The sequence below is a fragment of the Arthrobacter sp. P4_F10 genome (genome assembly GCF_056401435.1).
In genome coordinates this window covers 26,084-46,219 of record NZ_JBFUJJ010000020.1, presented here as the reverse complement: position 1 = coordinate 46,219, position 20,136 = coordinate 26,084, and the positions used below count along the sequence as shown (strand labels likewise).

The following is a 20,136-nucleotide window of genomic DNA, read 5'->3' as shown; positions in this document are numbered from 1 at the left end:
AGCCCAAGTCTTCCCCTTCGTGACGAAACGAGCCGACGTTGACTCCAAACACCCTTCGCTTCCCGTTCCAGGACGCCGCCCTCCCGATGGCCACCGTTCCCTCCACCCCCCGCTTCGAACACCACGAGGAGCCCTTCGGCATCGGCGAGGACCGGCCCCGGCTTTCCTGGCAGGTCGCCGCCGGCATACCTGACTGGGTTCAGACCGCCTACGAACTCCAGCTCGGCCCCGATGAGGCCAGCTGGACAAGCTACGGCCGCACCGAGACCAGCGAGCAGCTCCTGCAGCCCTGGCCCGCACCGCCGCTGGAGAGCCGCCAGCGCGTCGCCGTCCGCGTCCGTGTCTGGGGCAACGGCGGCGACGCGCCCTCCGAATGGAGCCCCGTTGCCTACGTAGAGGCGGGATTGCTGAACGCGTCAGATTGGCAGGCAGCCATGATCCGGCCGGCCTGGGACGAGGCCAGCGACGCCAACGAGCCGGCAGCGCGCCTGAGCCGGACGTTCGAAATGGCCGGGCCGGTGGCTTCCGCCCGGCTCTACGCCAGCGCCCACGGCGTCTACGTGGCGCACATCAATGGGCACCGCGTGGGCCGGGACATCCTGACCCCGGGCTGGACCAGCTACCACCACCGCCTGCGCTACCAGAGCTACGACGTCACTGAGTATCTCCGGCCAGGCACTAACGTGATCGGCCTTGAGTTCGCGGACGGCTGGTGGCGCGGAAACCTGGGCTTCCAGGAGAAGCGCAACACGTACGGGAACCGCACCGCCGTGATCGCCCAGCTGGAAATGACCGACGCCGGCGGGGCAGTCAGCGTGATTGGCTCGGATGCGTCGTGGCTGGCCGGGCACGGGCCGGTGCTGTCGGCAGACCTGTACGACGGCGAAACCTTCGATGCGCGGCTCGGGAACCGTGGCTGGGCCGGGACCGGACCTGAGACCGGAGCGGGCACCGTCACGCTGCAGCCCGCCGTCGTGGTTGGCGGATTCGATCCCGCAGTCCTGGTCGCGCCCGACGGCCCGCCCGTCCGGGCCACCGACGAGCTGCCGGTCAAGGCACTACTGGGAACGCCGTCCGGAAAGACCATTCTGGACTTCGGCCAGAACCTGGTGGGCCGGGTGCGTTTCAAGGTGACCGGTGCGGCCGGAACCGAAGTGGTGCTGCGGCACGCCGAGGTCCTGGAGCATGGCGAACTCGGCGTCAGGCCGCTGCGCGTAGCCAAGCAGACCGACCGCTACATCCTGCGCGGAGATTCGGGCGGCGAGACCTGGGCGCCCGAGTTCACCATCCACGGGTTCCGCTATGTGGAGGTGAGCGGCTGGCCCGGCGAGCTGGACCCCGAAGCGTTCACCGCCGTCGTGATCCATTCTGACCTGCAGCGCACCGGCACGTTTGAATGCTCCGATCCGATGCTGAACCAGCTCCACTCCAACGTGGTGTGGGGGATGCGCGGGAACTTTGTCGACGTGCCCACGGACTGCCCGCAGCGCAACGAGCGCCTCGGCTGGACCGGCGACTTCCAGATCTTCGCCGCCACCGCGTCCTTCCTGTACCGGATCCCCGGCTTCACCACGTCCTGGCTCAAGGACCTCGCCGCGGAGCAGGGGACAGACGGGCCGCCGCCCCTGGTGGTCCCGGAAGTGGTGGCCGAAAAGCCGCCGTTCCCGGACCGCCCGGTGATGGCCGCCTGGGGTGACGCCGCCGTGCTTGTTCCCTGGGTGCTGTACCAGCGCACGGGGGACCTCGGGTTCCTCCGCCGGCAGCTGCCGGGGATGATGGCCTGGCTGGAAGCCGCGGCCCATGCCGCCGGCCCGGAGCTGCGCTTTGAGCACGGCTTCCAGTTCGGCGACTGGCTGGACCCGGCCGCACCACCGGACTCACCCGGCGATGCGCGCACCCCCTGGCAGCTCGTGGCGCAGGCCTACCTGGCGTACTCGGCGTCGGTGGCAGGCGAGGCTGCCGGACTGCTGGGGCACGACACGGACTCGGAGCGGCTTCGCGAGCTGTCCGCCCGGTCCCGGGCGGTGTTCCGGGAGCGCTACCTTGACGACGCCGGCCGGCTCCGGCCATCCACGCAGACGGCCTACGCGGTGGCCCTGCGCTTCGGACTCCTCGAACCGGCGGAACACGCCGCCGCGGCCGCCCGGTTGGCGGAAACCGTGGAAGCCGACGGCTACCGCATCGCCACCGGGTTCGTGGGAACCCCGCTGGTCTGCGACGCGCTCAGCGATGGAGGCCAGGCGATGGCGGCCTACCGCCTGCTCCTCCAGACCGAGTGCCCGTCCTGGCTGTACCCCGTGACAATGGGCGCCACCACCATCTGGGAACGCTGGGACTCCATGCTCCCGGACGGGAGCATCAATGAGGGAGAAATGACGTCCTTCAACCATTACGCCCTCGGTGCCGTGGCTGACTGGATGCACCGTAATGTGGCCGGCCTGGCGCCGGCCGAACCCGGTTACCGGAAACTCGCCATCCGGCCGAGGCCCGGTGGGGGGCTGGCGTGGGCCGCTGCCCGGCACGAGAGCCCTTATGGGGAGGCTGCGGTGCGCTGGGAGCTGGCGGGCCAGGAATTCTCGCTGTCCGTGACGGTCCCGGCCGGCTGCACCGCCGCGGTGTACCTGCCCGACGGCGGGAACAGCGGCATCGAGATCGGGTCCGGGACGCATTCGTTCAGCTGCGCGGTTCCTTCAGCTGCCGCAGGCGCCCGCGAGCCGGTGTTTCAGCCATGAGCCTGGATGTGGAGCTGGCCGGTCTCATGCACCACGTGGCTGAAGCCACCTCCTTCACCGAGCTCCTCGCCGACCCTGCCGGGATGCGGCGGCTGGAGGCGTTCAGCGGTGCGGGTCTGCCCTACACGGCCCCTGACATTTCCGTCCGCTCGGTGGAGGCGCCGGGGCCCAACGGGCCCGTGCCCATCCGGATCTACGGCCCCGGCAGGCAGGTGTTGGACGGAGGCCGAGGCGCCGGGGCAGGGCTCACGTCCGGTGCCGGGCTGCCGGGCCTGGTGTGGCTGCATGGCGGCGGGTTCGCCGGCGGGACCCTGGACATGCGGGAGGCCGACCAGGTTGGGCGTGAACTGGCCCACCGGACCGGCGGCGTGGTGTTCTCCGTCGACTACCGTCTGGCCCGCGACGGCGTCCACTTCCCGGTCCCGCACGAAGACGCGCTTGCGGCGTGGAGCTGGGCCGCCGCCCACGCCGAGGAGCTGGGGGTGGCGCCGGAAGGCCTGTGCCTTGGCGGCGCCAGCGCCGGCGGGAACCTCGCCGTCGGCGCCGCCATGTATCTCAAGGACGCCGGCCTGGCCTTGCCCGCCAAGCTGCTTCTGGCGTACCCGTTCCTGCACGCCGAGCTTCCCCCTCTGGAGCCGGCCGCTGTGCCCGACGGCAGGGTGCTTTCCGGGCTGCCGCGGATACTGCGCTTCACCGGGGACGACTGCCGGGCACTGGTGGAGAACTACATCGGCGGCCCCGCCGGGATGGCGTCCTCGTATGCCCTGCCCGGCCATGGCGATCCTTCGGGGCTGCCCCCGGTGGCGGTCATAGCCTGCGAATACGATGACCTGCGTTCTTCGGCTGAGCTGTTCGGGGAATCGCTCCGCGCGGCCGGCGCTCAGGTGGCATTCAGGCTGGAAACGGGGGCGACGCACGGGTACCTCAACCACTCGGCGGCGCTGGCGATCGTGCAGCAGGGGCTGGCATTCCTTGCGGCGGAACTGGCCTCGGCAAAGCCCTTTCAATGATTGAAATCCGTGGTTTGCGGCGGCCCGGTGATCCGACAGTCTTATGGGGAGACGCCGGGCATCATGGAACCGGCGCACAAGTGAACCGGCGCAGGAAAACGGAGGGAGTCGACGATGACGGAAGCTCGGGTGCTGAGCGGCATCGAATTCGCCCGCGCGGGCGACGAAGGATCCCGCCCGCTGCTACTGGACCTCTACCTTCCCGGTCCTGAGGGCGGGGCGGCTCCCCGCCCCGCGGTGGTCCATTTCCACGGCGGCGGCTGGCGCGTGGGGGAGCGCTCCTCCCTGGGCCCGGTCCTGGACGGATTCGGCATCAGCGCCTTCGAAAAGCTCACTGACGCCGGATTCGTGGTGGCATCGGCCGACTACCGGCTTAGCCACGAGGCGCACTTCCCGGCCCAGCTGCACGACGCGAAGGCCGCCGTCCGCTGGCTGCGGAACCATGCCGCCGACTACAACGTGGACCCGGACCGGATCTACGCGTGGGGCGACTCCGCGGGCGGCCATCTCGCCAGCCTGGTGGGTCTGACCGCCAATGCCGGCGGCGCCGATGCTGACGCTGCCGTCGCCGCGGTGGCAGCCTGGTACCCGCCCACGGACCTGGGCAGGATGGCCGAACAGAGCCTCCCCGCCGCCGTCGCCCGGGCCGACGACCCCGGATCCCGCGAGGAACTCCTCGTCGGCGCCGTGCTGACAGACGAGCCGGCGAAGGCGGCAGCGGCCAGCCCCATCAGCTACGCCAGCCGTTCGGCGCCGCCGTTCTTCCTGGCCCACGGAACCGCTGACCGCTTCGTTCCGCCCACCCAGTCAGCATCGCTGGCTGCCGCGCTGGAAGGTGCCGGCGCCGCCGTCGAACTTCTCCTGATTGAGGACGCAGACCACATGTGGATCCTCCCGGACCACAGCCAGGCCGCGGCCGAGAAGGCGATGGGGGCAACGGTCTCGTTCTTTCTCCGGCAATCCCGGCCCCCGGACACTCAGGCCACCTGACCGGCCACTGCACAACAGCACTCCAATGATCGGCCCGCCTGCAAAGGCACATCTGCACAGGTTCACCAGTTGCGGGGCCTCACTTTGCCGTGCCCACCTACCAACCCCCGCCTTCCGGGCGGCACCAGAAAGGCCCCAACACATGCAGTACATCGGCATTAATCACGACGGCGGCTCATGGGCGGCTGCCCTCCTCGGCCAACGGGTGGTTCCGCTGGCCCCTGTTCCTGACTTCTGGGCCGATGCCGCCGGTTGGCAGGAGAAAGCGCTTTCCCTGCCAGCCGACGCGCTGACGAATGACTCCGCCGGCGCGCTGGAGCGCGCCGACGTCACCGAAGTGCCGCTGGTCCCGGCCTCGGCCCGGGTGATCTGCGTTGGCCTGAACTACAAGGCCCACGCCGCGGAAGGCAGCTACAAGGACCAGGAACTGCCTCCCTACCCCACACTGTTCGGGCGCTGGACGGCCTCCCTTTCGGTGGGAAACGTGCCGGTCCCTGTACCCGCGGGCGAAGACGGCCTGGACTGGGAAGGTGAGGTGGCCGCCTACATCGGCCAGCGCCTGGAATCCGCCGACGAGGCTGCGGCCGCCGACTCGGTCTTCGGCTACTCCACGTTCAATGACCTCACCGCCCGCCGGGCCCAGAAACTCACTTCGCAGTGGACACTGGGCAAGAACGGCGACTTCAGCGGACCCCTCGGGCCGCTGGTCAGCCGTGACGAGGCCGGGGACCTTCGCGAGGGATTGCAGGTCCGGACCCGGGTCAACGGCACCGAGGTCCAGAACGGCAACACCCGGGACATGATGTTCTCCGTGCCCGCCATCATCGCGCTCATCAGCCAGACACTGACCCTGCATCCTGGTGACATCATCGCCACGGGAACTCCGGAAGGGGTGGGTTACGTACGCACCCCGCCGTGGCTCCTGCAGCCCGGCGACACGGTCGAGGTGGAAATCGACACCCTGGGAACGCTCACCACGCCCGTGGGCGGGCCAGCACTGCGGGCCAGGGCCTGATGACCGCCGTCAGCAACGCGGCCCTCGATGCCTTGCCGGACCGGGTGCCCGCGCTGATCGCCGGCGGAGGACCCAGCGGACTGTTCCTCGCCCTGGACCTGGCACACCGCGGGATCCGCAGCCTCGTCATCGAGCCGCGGACCACCATTGACCCGGACCGGCCGCGCGCCAAGACCACGAACGCGCGGACCATGACCCACCTGCGCCGCCTCGGGCTGGCCGACAAACTCCGCAACGCCGCCCCGCTGCCGGTCGCGTACGCCCAGGACGTCATCTTCTGTTCCGCCCTGACCGGCCACGAAGTCACCCGGTTCCGCCAAGCCTTCCAGCTGGTCCCGGGCCGGTACGGCCCCCAGCCCGAATGCGGCCAGCAGGTCCCGCAGCCCGTCATGGAGGCCGTCCTCCGGGAAGCCGTCGCCGATTCCCCGCTCATTACGCTGCTGACCGGCCTGAGCGTTGAAGACCTCGACATCAACCAGGGCAGCGGAGCCTCGAATTTCGGCCCGCGGCGCTTCGGCTCGCGCGTGGCAGTGTCCGACGCAACGGGGCGGCGCAAAGCGGTCGACTGCAGCTTCGTCGCCGCGGCCGACGGCGGCTCCTCCACCGTGCGCCGCCGCCTGAACATCCGCCTGGCCGGCGGCTCCGCCGAGCTCTCCAACATCAGTGTCCTGTTCCGTTCCGACAGCCTCGCCGCCGCGATCGCCCTGGATCCGGCCGTCCAGTACTGGGTCCTGGGACCGGATGTTTCGGGCATGGTGGGGCGGCTGGATCTTGGGAACACCTGGTGGGCCATCATCCAGGGCGTGGACGGCAGCGGATCACCCGACGCCGGACATCTGGTTCGCTCACTGGTGGGGGCCGACGTCGACGTCGAAGTCATCGCCACCGACCCCTGGACCGCCCGCATGCTGCTCGCCCCGGCGTACGGGCACGATGGCGTGTTCCTTGTCGGTGACGCGGCGCATCTGAACCCGCCCTGGGGCGGCCACGGCTTCAACACGTGCATCGGCGACGCCGCCAACCTGGCCTGGAAGATCGCCGCCGCCCTGGAGGGCTGGGGCGGCCCCGCCCTGCCGGGCAGCTACGAGTTGGAGCGGCGGCCCGTGGCGGCCCGGACCATCCGGGATGCCGCCGCCAACGGGCAGTCGCTCGCCTACCACTTCGCGGATCCGGCCCTAGGCCGGGGGGATGCGGACGGCGAGGCGGCCCGGCAGGTTGCCAAAGACGCGCTGGCGGTCAAACAAAGTGAGTTCGACTCGCTCGGGCTGGTGCTGGGCTACGGGTATGGCTCCTCGCCGCTGGTGGTTCCGGACGGCCGGCCCGTACCCGCCGAGGACCCCGTGAGCTACGTCCCCTCCGCCAGCCCGGGATCGCTGCTGCCCCACACCTGGCTCAACGAGACAACGTCGCTGTATGACCTGCTGGGCACCGGTTTCACCCTCCTGGTGGACCGCGACAGCATGGGCGGCAGCACTGCCGGGCAGGCGTACGCGGCGGCCCAGGCCGCCGCCGCGATGCGCGGCATCCCGCTGGCCGTCGTCGGCGTCGGCCCCGACCATCACGGAACCGCCATGGCCACGCACTGGCAGGCCGCCGCGGTGCTGGTCCGCCCGGACCAGCACGTCGCCTGGCGGGGGACCGACCCGGTGAAGGCCGCCGCGGCCATTGGCGTGGCCGCCGGCTGGCCGCTGGCAACACCATCCGAAGACCCCGACAGGAGTTCACGTGTCCGAGCCATCCTTCCGTGACTATCTCTACCCGCCCGACCACCCGCGGGTGGCGCAGATCCGTGGCCTGGATGCCCGGGGCTATGCCGAGGCGGCGAAGACCGACCCCTTCGCAGGTCCCATGATCAAAGGCTGGGCCGCCCAGTATCCCGAGCCCTTCACAGGCGTGACCAGCGACGGCGTCCGCCGGGCCGGGCTGTATCCCCTCGCGCCGGCACCGGCGGGGGAGGAAGCACCCGCGGCCGCCATGACAGCCGCCGCCCGGGACCTGCTGGCCGGCCTCACCCCGGCAGAGGCCCGGCGGCTCCGCTACGGCGTGGACGCGCACGAATGGCAGAGCTGGGCCAACCCGGAATTCATGCAGCACGACACGGGCCTCCGCCTGGACGAGCTGGCCCCCGCCATCCGGGATCGGATCCTGGCCGTCCTGGAAGCGAGCCTGAGCCCGGCCGGATACGGGCTGGTCCGGAACCTGATGCGGATCAACGGGTTCCTTGGTGACCTCGTGGAGCTGCCCGAGCTCATGAACGAGTACAGCTACAACTTCGCCCTCTACGGGGAACCGTCGGAGACGGCCCCCTGGGGCTGGCAGCTCTTCGGGCACCACGTGGCGCTCAACGTCGTGGTGGCCGGGACCCAGCTGGTGGTTGCCCCGGTGTTCCTGGGCGCTGAACCGGACGTGATTGACGCTGGCCCGCACCAGGGCGTGGCGGTTTTCAAGGAGCGGATCGCCCTGGCGCGGCGCCTCATGGAGTCAATGCCCGGGCCGCTGCGGGAGCAGGCCACACTCTTCGCGAACATGCAGGATCCGGGGATGCCCGAAGGCCGGCTGCACCCCGGGGACGAACGGCACCTGGCCGGCTGCTTCCAGGACAACCGCGTGATTCCCTACGAGGGCATCCCGGTCAGTGCGATGCCCGCCGCTGCCCGGGTGGTCCTGGACGAGCTCGTGGCAGACTTCATCGCGTTCCTCCCCGACGGGCCGCGGTCCGCCCGCCGGCGGGAGATCGCGGCCCACTGGGACGAGACCTGGTTCTGCTGGATCGGCGGGTGGGAGGCATCGGACTCCTTCTACTTCCGCCTGCAAAGCCCCGTGCTGGTCATGGAGCTGGATCACCATACCGGCGTCTTCCTCAGCAACGACACCCCCGCGCCGTTTCACATGCACACGGTGATGCGGACGCCCAACGGCAACGACTATGGCCGCGAACTCGTCCGCCAGCATCAGGAGGCCGGCCGGTTTCGGGGAACGGGCCGGGCTGGAAGCTGAATCCGCAGTCACCGAATATGCAGCCACCGACTAAACAGCCAGGGTCCGGAACTCCGAGGAGTTCCGGACCCTGGCTGTTTGCTGGGCTGAGTTCCTTGGCCGGACTAGATGTCCAGCGCGGCGCGGCGCTGCGGCGGGGGACCCACCACCGTCAGGTCCATCTCGGCCTGGGCCCGGCCGAAACCCTCCATGTCCATGTAGGGCGTGCCGCCCTCGGTGTACATGTAGTCCTCGGTGGGCTTGTTGAAGTACTCGAAGAAGCCGTTGAAGACCGACGGCGTCAGGAAACCGACCATCTGGGTGTTGTGGGAGTCGAAGGCGAACGAGTGGATGGTTCCGGCCGGTGCGTGGAGGAAGTCGCCCTTGGTGAGCAGCACCTCGCGGCCGTTGGCGTAGATCCACATCCGGCCCTCGGTGCACAGGAAGTTTTCCGTGTGCTGTTCATGGAAATGCAGCGGAATGTAGGGCGACTTGGCGCCCTTGGTGTGGACGGCAAAGTAGTTCGATCCCGTGTTCGCCGGCCGGGACAGGTAGGTGAACATGGTCTGGTAACTGACCAGCCGCTCGCCCTCGCCGGCACTGAGGAAGTACGGGCTCTGGGCCGCCGGCAGTCCGGCGTCCTGCCGGAAGGTCGGCGCCACGCGTTCGACGTCGGGGAACGTCATGCCGAACTCCGCGCCCACCTCGGCGCACTCCCGCAAGGTGAGCTTCCGGCCCGCCCTGACCGGCGGGACGTGCGAATCGATGGGCGTGCCGACGCGTTCGTAGTACGCTTCGGCGCCTCCGGGGGTCATCCAGTTCAGGAACCGGGTGTAGTGGCTCGCCATCCGGTACGCGTGCGGGGTTCCTGGCGGGATCACCACGGAATCCCCGGGAGCCAGGATCCGGCTTTCGCCAGGCAGCCAGACGTGCAGAATGCCGTCGAAGACATACAGCGTTTTGTGTTCCACCGCGTGGCTCACAAACGGCGATTCGGCCCCCATGCCGCCGGAGATGTAGGCGGCGCTGAACATCCCACCGGTGTCCGCCGCGCGGGCGATGACCGTGACCAGCTGGCCGTTGATCTCATAACGGGCGCCCTCGCCCGACGCCATGTAGTACGGGACGGCGTCGCCCGGCAGCGCATTGGCCACCGGGAGCTGCTTGTTCATTTCCTCAACGCTGAGGGACATCGCATCCTTCTTTCCTGTCAGGGGACTGCGGGCTGTCCCCAAGACTGCCTCGGATTCTCCGCCGCCACGACCTCTATTTCCAATGGATGAAACACTTCTGCCGCTTCGCTCCGCGCCTCTGGCCGCAAGACGGCTGCTCCGGGGCGGCATGCGGGCGGCAGGCCTAGGCGCCCGCGGGGTTCGCCCGATACGGTCCAAAGTCCCTGTTTTCGCGTCAGTGCTCCCGGCTACTCTGGCGTGAGGCGCATGGCGGTCCGTGATGCGAGCCGGTGCGCCTTCAGCCAAGAACAATGGGGGGTACGTTGTCCAACGATTCAGTCATGACCTGGCTTCCTGGCGATGCGGGCCGCGCAGCGGCGGCGGAGCCTTCCGAGCGGGTCGACGCCGTCGCCGTCGCCCCCTGTTGGGACCGGGTCCTCCCGCCGCCGTCCCCGGGCGCCAGCCGCGCTGCCTACTGCCGCGACCATTGGCCGCCCCTGTAGGGTCACCGCGGAGGCGGCATTGTTGCTGCCCGCAGCGGCCTCGCGCGGGACCGTTGGCTGCTATTTACCTAGGATTTACGTGCCCGGCCTTGTGGGCGTTTCAAGGCCCCAGCGAGACTAATAGGACGGGCTGACGTCATCTGTTCAGCCGCAAGGACAAACCAAACCAGTGGGCAGCAGCGAAGCCTTCCCCGTCTCTCCGTGGCAATGATGTCCGGACGGGGAGCCCGCGAATCGGGAGGATCGTCATGGCCGGCACATTTGAACTCTTCGTAGATGCCGATGCCTGCATTAGGTTCCGGCTCAGGGCCCCGGACGGGGCAATACTGGCCGTCTCAAAGGGCTTTGCAAACAAGCCCGCTGCGGTTGCCGGCATCACCGCCATGCGCGAGTACGCCGGCATGGGCCTGATCAGTGACCTGTGCCCAGAAGAGTTGCCCGCAACTCCACCGGCACCGCGGACAAAGCCCGCCCCCACACCTGTGCCTGGCGTCGACCGGCGGGTGCACGACAATGATCTCCGCATCCGCGCCAGGGCCCTCCGCCGCCCGGCGCACGGGCCGGGCGCGATCGGCGTCGGCTGATCCGGCAGGTGACGCGGCAGCCCGGCCCGGCCGACCGAGGCTGACCGTCCCAGGCGGATGTTGATGCCGGGGCGCCGTTAGGGGTCCATTCCAGCGTGCACCGGAACGAACTCGATCTTGTTCGCGGGGTGGACCGTTTTCTTGGGGGCCCGCGAGAACCCTTTGGCGTCCAGGCGGTTCTGGGCCCGGTACTCGGCCAGGGCCTCGTCGTAGATGCCGTTGAGCCTGCGCCCGGAGTAGACCTGCTCTGAGCCATCCGTGAAAGTGATGCTGATAAGTGACTTTTCCGGGAAGTGCCTGTTCATACGGATGAAACCCTCGGCGTCCTGCTTGAGATTGATCATGTGGTTCCCACTTTCGTGATCGAGTTGATCCAGTCTCCCGCCTTCGCTGTATCTAATCCAACCGGTCCAATCCAACCGGTCCTATCCAACCTGCCGAAGCCAATCGGCCTAAACCCAACCTGCCGGACCGAACCGGCTGGCGGCCGTCGTCGATTGGGTGGCCTGCACTACCCGGAGGCATATGCTTCCACCGCTTGCTGCAGTACCGGGCTGTAACGGTCCCAGGAGTCGGCGGGAGCTGCGGCTACCAGGACACTGCCGCCCCGCGTTCCTGCAACGAGGCAGGCGATCTCCCGGTATTTGTGCCCGCCGATGCGGGTTACATATGTGTCCTCCACACATGAGCCGAGGCCACCGCGGAACGGCATTCCGGCACGGTCCGCCAGCCGGTTCGCAGACGCGGCGTGTTCGCCCGTGAGGTGGGCGAGCCGAAACTCCGGCCAATTGGACTGCGACTCCTCGCCTTGTTGCGGCGTTGCGTTGAGATAAATCTTGAGATCACCGTTCGGCGCCGTGACGGTAGCAGATACGGTGCCGGGGTCGCCCGGGGTGGGAGTTGCATCGGGCGGGATGGACAACACCGCTGTTGCGTCCGGCAGTTCCATCGATTGCCACCCCGCCGGGGCAGGGCCGGCGTGGAACCAGGAGAACTGTGTTGCGCCGGACGGGGCGGCACCCGGTGTCTGGTTCCCGGGGCGGGAACCGCAGCCGCTGGCGGCCAGCACCGCCGTCGTCCCCAGCACCCCAACGATCAGCAGTGACCTTCGACATCGTGCTCGAAGCGCCCCGATGGACCTATTTGTTGCCGTCACCGTCGTCCGGTCCTCCGTTGTTGTCGGCATCATGGTCGTTCCCGCCAAGTGCGGGGGCGGGCGGAACCATGGGCCGCGGAACCATGGGCCGCGGCGGAACGACGCGTCGCGGTGCGGGGACGGGCGGCCGGACCATCGGGGCTGGCCGCGGTGGCAGAATCATCGGGGGCGTCACCACGGGAGGCGTGGCGGGCGGTGCCGGGACTACCGGAGCCTGAGCGGGGGCTGGCGGTGCAAGGCCGGGTGGTCGAGCCGGGCTGGGGCTTGCGTGGACGTTGGGCGACAGCGAGGGGCTCCGCGTCGCGGGCGCCGGTGTGACCGTGCCAGGGGCAGGTGCCGGCATTGCTGTGTGCCCGGCGAAGCAGGCTCCGAGCAACAGCGTCGTGCCCAGCGCAGCCGCAGCATACGCCGGGCGAGAAATCTTCATGGTTTCGCTCCTCGGGGAAGGCCGGCCGCGTTCAGCCGGGCTGTCCCTAGAACGGTCCCGGCTGCCCGCGGGTTCAATACGGCCCCAACTTCCGGCCGCGGACGGGACGAGGCCGAGAGGGGGACGATGCCGGCGGGGCCGGTGAACGGAAAGCGGGCCGGCGTCGTAGTACATGCAAGGAGGCGGAAATGTCCGATCAGGAGGCCGAGCTGCTGCGTTCCTTGCAGGAGGCCTACGGCCCGGCGCTGTGGCGATTCGTCATGGGAATGACCGGTGACAGTACCCTGGCCGACGACGTCGTGCAGGAAACGCTGATCCGCGCCTGGCAACACCCGGCGGTTCTGCAGCGCCCGGAGACGGCGGTGCGGGCCTGGCTCTACACGGTTGCCCGCAATCTTGTCATCGATGACCGGCGCAGCGCCCGGCGACGGCACGAGACTCGGACCGAACAGCTCCCGGAGATTCCCGAAGCGGACCGGGTCGACAGGATCCTGGACGGGTGGCTCGTGTCGGATGCACTGGCCGGACTGTCCGCTGAGCACAGGGCCGTCGTCATCCACGCGTATTACCGCCGGGAGACAACGGCCGAAATCGCGCAAAGCCTTCAGCTGGCGGAAGGAACCGTAAAGTCGCGGTTGCATTACGCGCTGCGGGCGCTGCGACTGGCTCTGCAGGAAGGAGGCTTGACGCCATGATCCAAGACGCAAGGGATGAGTACCGGAGCTGGGATGCCGCGTATGTGCTGGGAACTTTGGTGTCCTCCGAGCGCCACGAGTTCGAGGAACACCTGTCCGGTTGCGCCGCGTGCAGGGCCGCCGTGGCAGAACTGGCCGGAATACCGTCACTGCTGGCCGCACTTTCACCCGAGGAGGCAACCGCCCTCGGGCAGAGCGACCGCGCCAGGCCGACGCCGGGAGTGCTTCCCGGGTTGGCGAAAACGGTCCAGCGCGGACGCCGGCGCGTGCGCCTGGCCGTCGCAGGACTGGTGGTCGGCGCGGCCGCCGTGTCGGGCGCTGTCACCGTTGCGGTCACGGCCCCTGCCCCGCAGGCCGTGCAGGCGCAGGCCGTATCTCCGACGGCGCTGAACTTCACCCCTGTGGTCGACAGTTCGCTGGTTGCGAGGGGCTCCCTTACCCTGCAGCCGTGGGGAACACGGATCGACTGGGAGTGTACATACACGGCTGCGCCGGCTGACGCGCCTGGGCCGGAGGGACCCGGCGGTCCGCGCTCCCCGGAGGAGTACGGCTTGGTGGTTGTCGACTCGCACGGCGTCACCACACAGGTGGCCACCTGGGCGGCAACACCCGGGACGGTGGCCACGCCGACGGCGACCACCGTCGTCCGGCTTGCCGACATCCGCCGTGTCGAAATCCGAGCCATCGCCAGCGGAAGCACGATCCTGACCGCGAGCGTGTAGCTCCGGGGACGTCGGGCAGGCCGGCGGACCGGACTCCCGCATGTTTGCCCAGGGACGCGGCGTGCGGATCAGCCGGCGCGCCCGGGGGTGAATTGCGGAGACAATGGAGGCGTGACCTCCGCGACCGCACCCCTCGACCCAGCCTGCTCCAATGGCCTCTTCGACCTCGGCGTCATCGGGGCTGGCCTGACTTTTGCGGAATCGCTGGGGGCTCTCGCGGCGGCCCTGCAAGGCGGAGGCGCCGGGGCGTCCGCGGTGGTGCAGGCTCCTCCTGGCACGGGCAAGACGACGCTTGTGCCGCCGCTGCTGGCTAACATCGCGAACAGCAACACCGCGACCCGCGGGAGAGATGGGCGCGGGCGCCGTCCGCGGATCGTGGTCACCCAGCCGCGCCGCGTCGCTGCCCGTGCGGCCGCCCGGCGCCTGGCCACCCTGGACGGCACCCGGCTCGGTGACCGGGTGGGCTACACGGTCCGCGGGGAACGCCAGACGGGTCCCGGAACCGTAATCGAGTTCGTTACCCCCGGCATCCTGCTCCGCCGCCTCCTCGCGGAACCGGGGCTCGAGGGCACCGACGCCGTGATCCTCGACGAGGTCCACGAACGCGGGCTGGAGACCGACCTCCTCCTCGGCATGCTCATCGAAGTCCGCCAGTTGCGCGGTGACCTCACGCTCGTCGCCATGTCGGCGACTCTCGACGCGCCCCGCTTCGCCGCCCTGATCGGAGACGCCCTGATCGGTGAAGCGGCGGCCGGAAACGACGGCGGCGGCCCGGCACCGGTTGTCGACTGTCCGTCCGCGCTGTTCCCGCTGGACGTGGAATGGGCCCCCGCGCCGGTGCCGCGGCTGGACGAACGCGGCGTGGCCCGGGCCTTCCTGGACCACGTGGCCGACACGGCCGCGGCGGGGCACGCCGCCGCGCTGGCCGGCGGACGGGACATTGACGCGCTGGTGTTCGTTCCTGGCGCGTGGGAGGTCTCCTACATTGCCGCGCGGCTGCGCGGCCGGAGCCGCGCTGAGGTCCTGGAACTCCACGGCCAGGCCGGCCCGTCGGAGCAGGACCGCGCCGTCTCCGGGCGTGAACCCGGCGGGGCTGCCCGGATCATCGTTTCCACCGCACTCGCCGAGTCCTCCCTCACCGTCCCCGGCGTCCGGCTGGTCATCGACTCCGGGCTGTCCCGCGAGCCGCGTCGCGACGTCGGCCGTGGGATGTCGGGCCTGGTGACTGTGTCCTGCTCCCGGGCGTCCGCGGAACAACGCGCCGGCCGTGCCGCACGCCAGGGCCCGGGCACAGTGATCCGCTGCTATGACCAGAGGGCCTTTGGCGCCGCGCCGGCCCACCCTACGCCGGAGATTGCGGCAGCTGACCTGACCGGCGCCGCCCTGGTTCTGGCGTGCTGGGGAGCCCCCGGCGGCCGGGGACTGGCCCTGCCGGACGCGCCGCCCCAAGCCGCCATGGACGAGGCCGTTGAAGTGCTGCGGGAACTCGGCGCCATCGCTCCGGACGGTCACGCAACCGAACTGGGCAAGATCCTGGCCCGAGTCCCGACGGACCCCCGGCTTGCCCGCGCCCTGCTGGACGGCGCCGCGACGGTGGGCCACCGCACGGCGGCCGAGGCTGTCGCCCTGGTCTCGGGGGACCAGCGTGCCCCGGGCGCAGACCTGACCCGCCTGGTCGCCGCGCTGCGGACGGGCAGGGATCCCGGATCCCGGCGGTGGGCGGAAGACGTCCGGCGGATGGAGTCGATCGCGCGCCAGGAGTCCCCTGGCGTCGGGCCCCAGAAGTCAGCCGGCGTCGCGCCGGCTGGGGCGGTGGGCGCTGCGGAAGCGGTCGGGTTCGTCGTCGCGCTGGCCTTTCCGGACCGCGTGGCGCGCCGTGTACCGGGGGAGGGGCCGGCACAATACCTGCTCACGTCCGGAACGCGCGCCGGATTGCCGGCCGGCAGCCCCCTGTCGGGGCACGAGTGGCTGGGCGTGGCCGAAGTATCGCGCGCGCAAGGGCGCGACGCCGCGGGGACCGGCGCCGTCATCCGCTCCGCGGCGCCGCTGACGGCGGGCACCGCGGAGGCCGCCGCCCGCAACCTCCTCAGCGAAACCCTGCAGGCGCGGTTTAGCCAGGGCCGCGTCTCGGCCCGGCGGGAGCGCCGCCTGGGCGCGATCGTGCTTTCGTCCACCCCGGTACGGCCTCCCGCGGACGAAGGCCGCGCAGCTGTGGCCCGCGCCCTGGCGAGCGAGGGGCTGGCGACCATCGGTTGGTCGGCGGCGGCGGATGGCTTGCGCCGCCGTCTTGCCCTCCTGCACCGGGAGCTGGGTGGGTCCTGGCCCGACGTTTCCGAGCCGGCGCTGCTGGCCCGGCTGGACGAATGGCTGGCCCCGGAGCTAGCGGCGCTGGCCGGCGGGACATCCACGGGCGGGATCGACCTCGCCGGCCCGCTGAGCCGGCTGCTGCCGTGGCCCGAGGCGGCCCGGCTGGGGGAACTGGTACCGGAGTCGTTGGCGGTCCCCAGCGGATCCCGGATCCGGATCGATTACCCGGACGCGGGCGACACCACCGGCCGGCCGGTAGTGGCCGTCAAGTTGCAGGAGTGCTTCGGCTGGGCCGAGACGCCGCGGCTGGCAGATGGGCGCGTGCCGGTGCTGTTCCACCTGCTCTCGCCGGCCCGCCGGCCGCTGGCCGTGACGGACGACCTCGCATCGTTCTGGTCCGGGCCCTACGCCCAGGTCCGGGCGGAAATGCGCGGCCGCTATCCCCGGCATCCCTGGCCCGAAGACCCGTGGACCGCGCCCGCGACAGCCCGGACCAAGCCCCGGAACTGACCGCCGGGACCAGCAGCCCGGCGCTGCCGGCTGACCACTCGCGCCGCCCGGGCAACAGGGGCATGATGAAGTTGCACGACGCCGGCGGACCGCCAGGCCCGCGGGACGCCGGCAAACAGGCCGGTCAAACGGACCGGCCAAACGGGAATTTAGCCCAGCGATGAAGAGTGATGGCCATGCATCTTGCGTTCGTCTCCATTCCCGCCCACGGACACGTGAACCCGACCCTGCCGCTGGTGGCGGAGCTTGTAGGCCGGGGGAACAGGGTCACGTACTTCACGTCGGCCGACTTCGGGCCGCGGATCCGCAACGCGGGCGCGGCCTTTCACGCCTCCGGCGGGAACTGGATGGCGTCGATGCCGGCGCTGGGGACCGGGCAACGGGCGCAGGCGCAGCTGATGCTGCCGATCATGAACCGGGTTTTCGAGGACCTCAGATCCAGCTTTCCGGCGCTGGTGGATCGCCTGCGGCAGGACCCGCCGGACGCCGTCTGCTTTGACGCGATGACGCTCAGCGGCAGCATGGCCGCAGAAAAAATCGGGGCCCCGGCCATTGCCCTCATGCCCACCTATGCCAGCAACGAACATTTCTCGCTGAGATCGCTGATGCCCGCCCCGCCACCGGAAGGCGCCGACGAGATGGCCAAGGTTGCGCTGGCCATGGGCAAGTTGCTGGCGGAGTTCGCGGCCGAGCAAGGTGTGCGGACGCCCCGGCTGTTCGACGGCCCGCCGGCGCCGTTCAACATCGTGTTCCTTCCCCGCGAGTTCCAGCCCATGGGGGCCACCTTCGATGACCGGTTCCGGTTTGTGGGGCCCAGCGTGGGCGGCCGGGACAGCGACGGTGCATGGGTCCGTGAGGGAACGGGTCCGTTGCTCTTCATATCGCTGGGGACCACTCCACTGAACCGCCGGCCGGACTTCTTCCGGATGTGCCTTGAGGCCTTCGGTGGCAGCGAGTGGGACGTCGCCATGGCCGTCGGGGACCAGACGGTCCTCGCCGATCTGGGGACGATTGCACCAAACGTCCAGGTCCGGCCCTTCTTCCCTCAACTGCTGATACTGCGTCAAACCGCTGTCTTCATTACCCACGCCGGCATGAATTCGACCATGGAGGCACTTTATTTCGCCGTCCCGCTAGTGGCCGTGCCACAGCAACCGGAGCAGGTGGCCACCGCCCGCAGGCTTGAAGAACTGGGTCTCGGCCGGCACCTTGCGGCGGAGGACGTCGGGCCCGACGCGCTCCGGGCCGCGGCCGCCGCGCTCCACACCGACGCCCGGGTCCGGCGGAACGTGACCGCAATGAGCGATATTGTCCGCAGCGCGGGAGGGGCCGTCGCTGCGGCCGACGCCATCGAAGCGCATGTGCGCCACGGGGCGGGGCGGTTCGGCAACGTCGGTTAGGGGAGCACGCTCGCGGGATATTCGCCGTGTGTCTTCAAGAACTCAGCTACCGTGGCCGCCAGGGACGCCCCCGCCTCGTCGGCACTACGCTTCGCGCCGGCAACGGCAAAGGAGTGGTCTCCGCCTTCGCGCCACTCCAAGGTCGCGTGAGGTCCGATTCTGGCGACCACGGCCTCCAGCAGTTCCGGGGTGGCGAACGTATCGCGCGTGCCCTGCAGGAAAAGCATCGGCAGAGTCAGCCCGTAGAGGTGCTCGTCGCGGAGTTTTTCCGGTTTGCCCGGCGGGTGCAGCGGATAGCCCAGGTAGACCAACCCGGCAGCCGGCATGCCTTCCGCCACCGCCATTGAGGCCATGCGCCCACCGAACGACTTCCCGGCGGCCCACAGCGGCCGGCCGGCGGACCGGGACACAGCGGCCTCCATGGCCGCCCGCCAAGCCGCGATTGCCGCTGGCGGCCTGTCAGGGAATTTCCGTCCCGCCTCCCGGTAGGGGAAGTTGAAACGCAGGGTGGCGACACCCAGAGCGTTCAGGGCGCGGGTGAAGCCCACGAGAAACGGATGGTCCATTCCCGCCCCGGCGCCGTGGGCAACAACCAAGGACGCGTAGGAGCCGTCGGGCTCGGCAAAGACGCCCGACACTGTGGCGTCGCCGACCTCAAAGGTGATCGGGAACTCGGGCGTTGTCATGCGTCCATCATGCCGCTTCCAGGGCAGTTCCGCTTCACGGCCCCTGCCACACCGGTCTCCATGACGGGCCTCCACTTCCGTGACCACGACGCCGCCCGCCGGTTCGCGCTCTCCGCTCGCTGTGGCGGCTGCGCCCTTCAACTGTCCCCGCCGCCGGGGTAGGTTGTCCCCATGGCCAAGGAAGAAGTCCACCTCACTGTCAGCGGTCCGCACGGCGACCGGGAGTTGCGGGTGTCGAGTCCGGCGAGGGTCGTCTGGCCCAAGCTGGGACTGACCAAGCTGGACCTGGCGCGGTACATGGTGGACGTCGGCGATGCCTTCCTGGCGGCGAACGGGGACCGGCCGGTGACCCTCCAGCGGTTCAAGGACTCGGTGGACGGCGATCAGTTCTTCTCCAAGAACCCGCCTAAAGGCGCCCCGGATTTCATCCGTTCGGTCGACGTCGTCTATCCCAGCGGACGCTCGCACCCCCAGCTGGTGATCGACGAAATCGCCGCAGCGGTGTGGGCGGTGCAGATGAATACCGTGGTCTTCCACCCTTGGCCCTCCCGGGCCGGCAACCCGGATAATCCGGACGAGTTGCGGATCGACCTCGACCCGCAGCCTGGTACGGGGTTCGCAGAGGCCGTTCCGGTGGCGCTGGAGTTGCGGCGCGTTCTCGCGGAGGCCGGGCTGGACGCCTTCATCAAGACTTCAGGCAACCGGGGGCTCCATGTCTTTGCCCCGATCGAGCCGACCCGGGAGTTCCTGGATGTGCGGCACGCGGTCATCGCGGCGGCGCGCGAACTCGAGCGGCGCCTGCCCGAGGAGGTAACCACCGCTTGGTGGAAGGAAGAACGCGGCGCCCGCATCTTCGCCGATTTCAACCAAGCGAACCGCGACCGTACGATAGCGGGGGCCTACAGCCCGCGCGCACTCGCCAATGCCACGGTGTCCTGCCCGATCCGCTGGGAGGAGCTCGAAGCCGTCGATCCCGGTGCCTTCACGATCGTCACCGTGCCGGAGCGGCTCAAAGCCTCCGGCGATCCGTGGGAGGGCATGCATTCGGGCAGCGCGGGCACCGTCGATCTCCTCCTGGAATGGTGGGACAGGGATGTCGAGGCCGGGTTTGGGGAGCTGCCGTTCCCGCCGGACTTTCCCAAGATGCCCGGGGAACCGCCGCGGGTCCAGCCCAGCCGGGCGCGCAACAGCGGCTGACCACTTCAACCACGAGGCGACCCTAGCCGGGATGATCCCCTGAAATCCGGAGTC

General features: G+C 69.8%; 17 protein-coding genes. 13 read left to right on the top strand and 4 right to left on the bottom strand.

Annotated features, from left to right (window positions below; all coding sequences use genetic code 11):
* Positions 1 to 38: 38 nt before the first annotated feature.
* The 6 genes from AC1DR1_RS17150 to AC1DR1_RS17125 all read left to right on the top strand — a co-directional run bounded on the left by AC1DR1_RS17150 (position 39) and on the right by AC1DR1_RS17125 (position 8,744).
* Positions 39 to 2,732, top strand: a complete 2,694-nt coding sequence (locus AC1DR1_RS17150) for a family 78 glycoside hydrolase catalytic domain (RefSeq protein WP_476992949.1) — start codon at positions 39 to 41, stop codon at positions 2,730 to 2,732.
* Positions 2,729 to 3,742 carry an alpha/beta hydrolase fold domain-containing protein gene (locus tag AC1DR1_RS17145; RefSeq protein WP_476992948.1) on the top strand — a complete coding sequence of 338 codons (1,014 nt, stop codon included), beginning with the start codon at positions 2,729 to 2,731 and terminating at the stop codon, positions 3,740 to 3,742. The genes AC1DR1_RS17150 and AC1DR1_RS17145 overlap by 4 nt, the downstream gene beginning before the upstream one ends.
* 114 nt (positions 3,743 to 3,856) lie before the next feature.
* Positions 3,857 to 4,732: an alpha/beta hydrolase fold domain-containing protein gene (locus AC1DR1_RS17140; protein WP_476967332.1), complete on the top strand. Its 876-nt coding sequence runs from the start codon at positions 3,857 to 3,859 to the stop codon at positions 4,730 to 4,732.
* 142 nt (positions 4,733 to 4,874) lie between these two features.
* Entirely contained in the window at positions 4,875 to 5,747 is an 873-nt protein-coding gene (locus AC1DR1_RS17135; protein WP_476967331.1) for a fumarylacetoacetate hydrolase family protein, read from the top strand.
* A complete protein-coding gene (locus AC1DR1_RS17130) occupies positions 5,747 to 7,495 on the top strand; it encodes an FAD-dependent monooxygenase (protein ID WP_476967330.1) in 1,749 nt (582 codons plus the stop codon). The genes AC1DR1_RS17135 and AC1DR1_RS17130 overlap by 1 nt, the downstream gene beginning before the upstream one ends.
* Complete coding sequence (locus AC1DR1_RS17125; RefSeq protein ID WP_476992947.1) at positions 7,473 to 8,744, top strand: DUF3500 domain-containing protein; 1,272 nt, start codon at positions 7,473 to 7,475, stop codon at positions 8,742 to 8,744. Before AC1DR1_RS17130 ends, AC1DR1_RS17125 begins: the two co-directional genes overlap by 23 nt.
* A gap of 104 nt (positions 8,745 to 8,848) precedes the next feature.
* On the opposite strand, the gene AC1DR1_RS17120 is transcribed toward AC1DR1_RS17125, so the two are convergent.
* On the bottom strand, positions 8,849 to 9,916 hold the full coding sequence (locus AC1DR1_RS17120) for a quercetin 2,3-dioxygenase (protein ID WP_229995794.1): 1,068 nt from the start codon (positions 9,914 to 9,916) through the stop codon (positions 8,849 to 8,851).
* Between the two features lie 320 nt (positions 9,917 to 10,236).
* Here AC1DR1_RS17120 and AC1DR1_RS17115 point away from each other — a divergent pair, with 320 nt between their 5' ends.
* Positions 10,237 to 10,398, top strand: coding sequence for a hypothetical protein (locus AC1DR1_RS17115; protein WP_229995795.1), 162 nt, complete (start codon positions 10,237 to 10,239; stop codon positions 10,396 to 10,398).
* Between the two features lie 248 nt (positions 10,399 to 10,646).
* Positions 10,647 to 10,982 (top strand): YegP family protein, encoded by a 336-nt coding sequence (locus AC1DR1_RS17110; RefSeq protein WP_364742959.1) that lies wholly within the window; start codon positions 10,647 to 10,649, stop codon positions 10,980 to 10,982.
* A gap of 77 nt (positions 10,983 to 11,059) precedes the next feature.
* On the opposite strand, the gene AC1DR1_RS17105 is transcribed toward AC1DR1_RS17110, so the two are convergent.
* A complete protein-coding gene (locus tag AC1DR1_RS17105) occupies positions 11,060 to 11,326 on the bottom strand; it encodes a hypothetical protein (protein ID WP_476967328.1) in 267 nt (88 codons plus the stop codon).
* A 167-nt stretch (positions 11,327 to 11,493) separates the two neighbouring features.
* Positions 11,494 to 12,171 (bottom strand): hypothetical protein, encoded by a 678-nt coding sequence (locus AC1DR1_RS17100; protein WP_476992946.1) that lies wholly within the window; start codon positions 12,169 to 12,171, stop codon positions 11,494 to 11,496.
* A gap of 582 nt (positions 12,172 to 12,753) precedes the next feature.
* On the opposite strand from AC1DR1_RS17100, the gene AC1DR1_RS17095 reads away from it, so the two are divergent.
* The 4 genes from AC1DR1_RS17095 to AC1DR1_RS17080 all read left to right on the top strand — a co-directional run bounded on the left by AC1DR1_RS17095 (position 12,754) and on the right by AC1DR1_RS17080 (position 18,199).
* Positions 12,754 to 13,260 carry a sigma-70 family RNA polymerase sigma factor gene (locus tag AC1DR1_RS17095; protein ID WP_364742965.1) on the top strand — a complete coding sequence of 169 codons (507 nt, stop codon included), beginning with the start codon at positions 12,754 to 12,756 and terminating at the stop codon, positions 13,258 to 13,260.
* Positions 13,257 to 13,982, top strand: coding sequence for an anti-sigma factor family protein (locus tag AC1DR1_RS17090; protein ID WP_476992945.1), 726 nt, complete (start codon positions 13,257 to 13,259; stop codon positions 13,980 to 13,982). The genes AC1DR1_RS17095 and AC1DR1_RS17090 overlap by 4 nt, the downstream gene beginning before the upstream one ends.
* 111 nt (positions 13,983 to 14,093) lie before the next feature.
* Positions 14,094 to 16,799 (top strand): ATP-dependent helicase HrpB, encoded by a 2,706-nt coding sequence (hrpB, locus tag AC1DR1_RS17085; RefSeq protein ID WP_476992944.1) that lies wholly within the window; start codon positions 14,094 to 14,096, stop codon positions 16,797 to 16,799.
* A gap of 170 nt (positions 16,800 to 16,969) precedes the next feature.
* Positions 16,970 to 18,199: a macrolide family glycosyltransferase gene (locus tag AC1DR1_RS17080; RefSeq protein ID WP_476992943.1), complete on the top strand. Its 1,230-nt coding sequence runs from the start codon at positions 16,970 to 16,972 to the stop codon at positions 18,197 to 18,199.
* Here the strand turns inward: AC1DR1_RS17080 and AC1DR1_RS17075 are convergent.
* Positions 18,196 to 18,885: an alpha/beta hydrolase family protein gene (locus AC1DR1_RS17075; protein ID WP_364742976.1), complete on the bottom strand. Its 690-nt coding sequence runs from the start codon at positions 18,883 to 18,885 to the stop codon at positions 18,196 to 18,198. The two genes, AC1DR1_RS17080 and AC1DR1_RS17075, sit on opposite strands and share 4 nt — an antisense overlap.
* Positions 18,886 to 19,056: 171 nt before the next feature.
* Here AC1DR1_RS17075 and ligD point away from each other — a divergent pair, with 171 nt between their 5' ends.
* Positions 19,057 to 20,082 carry a non-homologous end-joining DNA ligase gene (gene ligD, locus AC1DR1_RS17070; protein WP_476992942.1) on the top strand — a complete coding sequence of 342 codons (1,026 nt, stop codon included), beginning with the start codon at positions 19,057 to 19,059 and terminating at the stop codon, positions 20,080 to 20,082.
* The last annotated feature ends 54 nt before the right edge of the window (positions 20,083 to 20,136 follow it).

Coding starts and splice junctions, on each gene's coding strand:
- AC1DR1_RS17095 (WP_364742965.1), top strand. CDS start 12,754: ATGTCCGATCAGGAGGCCGAGCTGCTGCGTTCCTTGCAGGAGGCCTAC.
- AC1DR1_RS17140 (WP_476967332.1), top strand. CDS start 3,857: ATGACGGAAGCTCGGGTGCTGAGCGGCATCGAATTCGCCCGCGCGGGC.
- AC1DR1_RS17105 (WP_476967328.1), bottom strand. CDS start 11,326: ATGATCAATCTCAAGCAGGACGCCGAGGGTTTCATCCGTATGAACAGG.
- ligD (WP_476992942.1), top strand. CDS start 19,057: ATGGCCAAGGAAGAAGTCCACCTCACTGTCAGCGGTCCGCACGGCGAC.
- AC1DR1_RS17100 (WP_476992946.1), bottom strand. CDS start 12,171: ATGATGCCGACAACAACGGAGGACCGGACGACGGTGACGGCAACAAAT.
- AC1DR1_RS17145 (WP_476992948.1), top strand. CDS start 2,729: ATGAGCCTGGATGTGGAGCTGGCCGGTCTCATGCACCACGTGGCTGAA.
- AC1DR1_RS17080 (WP_476992943.1), top strand. CDS start 16,970: ATGGCCATGCATCTTGCGTTCGTCTCCATTCCCGCCCACGGACACGTG.
- AC1DR1_RS17130 (WP_476967330.1), top strand. CDS start 5,747: ATGACCGCCGTCAGCAACGCGGCCCTCGATGCCTTGCCGGACCGGGTG.
- AC1DR1_RS17075 (WP_364742976.1), bottom strand. CDS start 18,885: ATGACAACGCCCGAGTTCCCGATCACCTTTGAGGTCGGCGACGCCACA.
- AC1DR1_RS17135 (WP_476967331.1), top strand. CDS start 4,875: ATGCAGTACATCGGCATTAATCACGACGGCGGCTCATGGGCGGCTGCC.
- AC1DR1_RS17110 (WP_364742959.1), top strand. CDS start 10,647: ATGGCCGGCACATTTGAACTCTTCGTAGATGCCGATGCCTGCATTAGG.
- AC1DR1_RS17115 (WP_229995795.1), top strand. CDS start 10,237: ATGACCTGGCTTCCTGGCGATGCGGGCCGCGCAGCGGCGGCGGAGCCT.
- AC1DR1_RS17090 (WP_476992945.1), top strand. CDS start 13,257: ATGATCCAAGACGCAAGGGATGAGTACCGGAGCTGGGATGCCGCGTAT.
- AC1DR1_RS17120 (WP_229995794.1), bottom strand. CDS start 9,916: ATGTCCCTCAGCGTTGAGGAAATGAACAAGCAGCTCCCGGTGGCCAAT.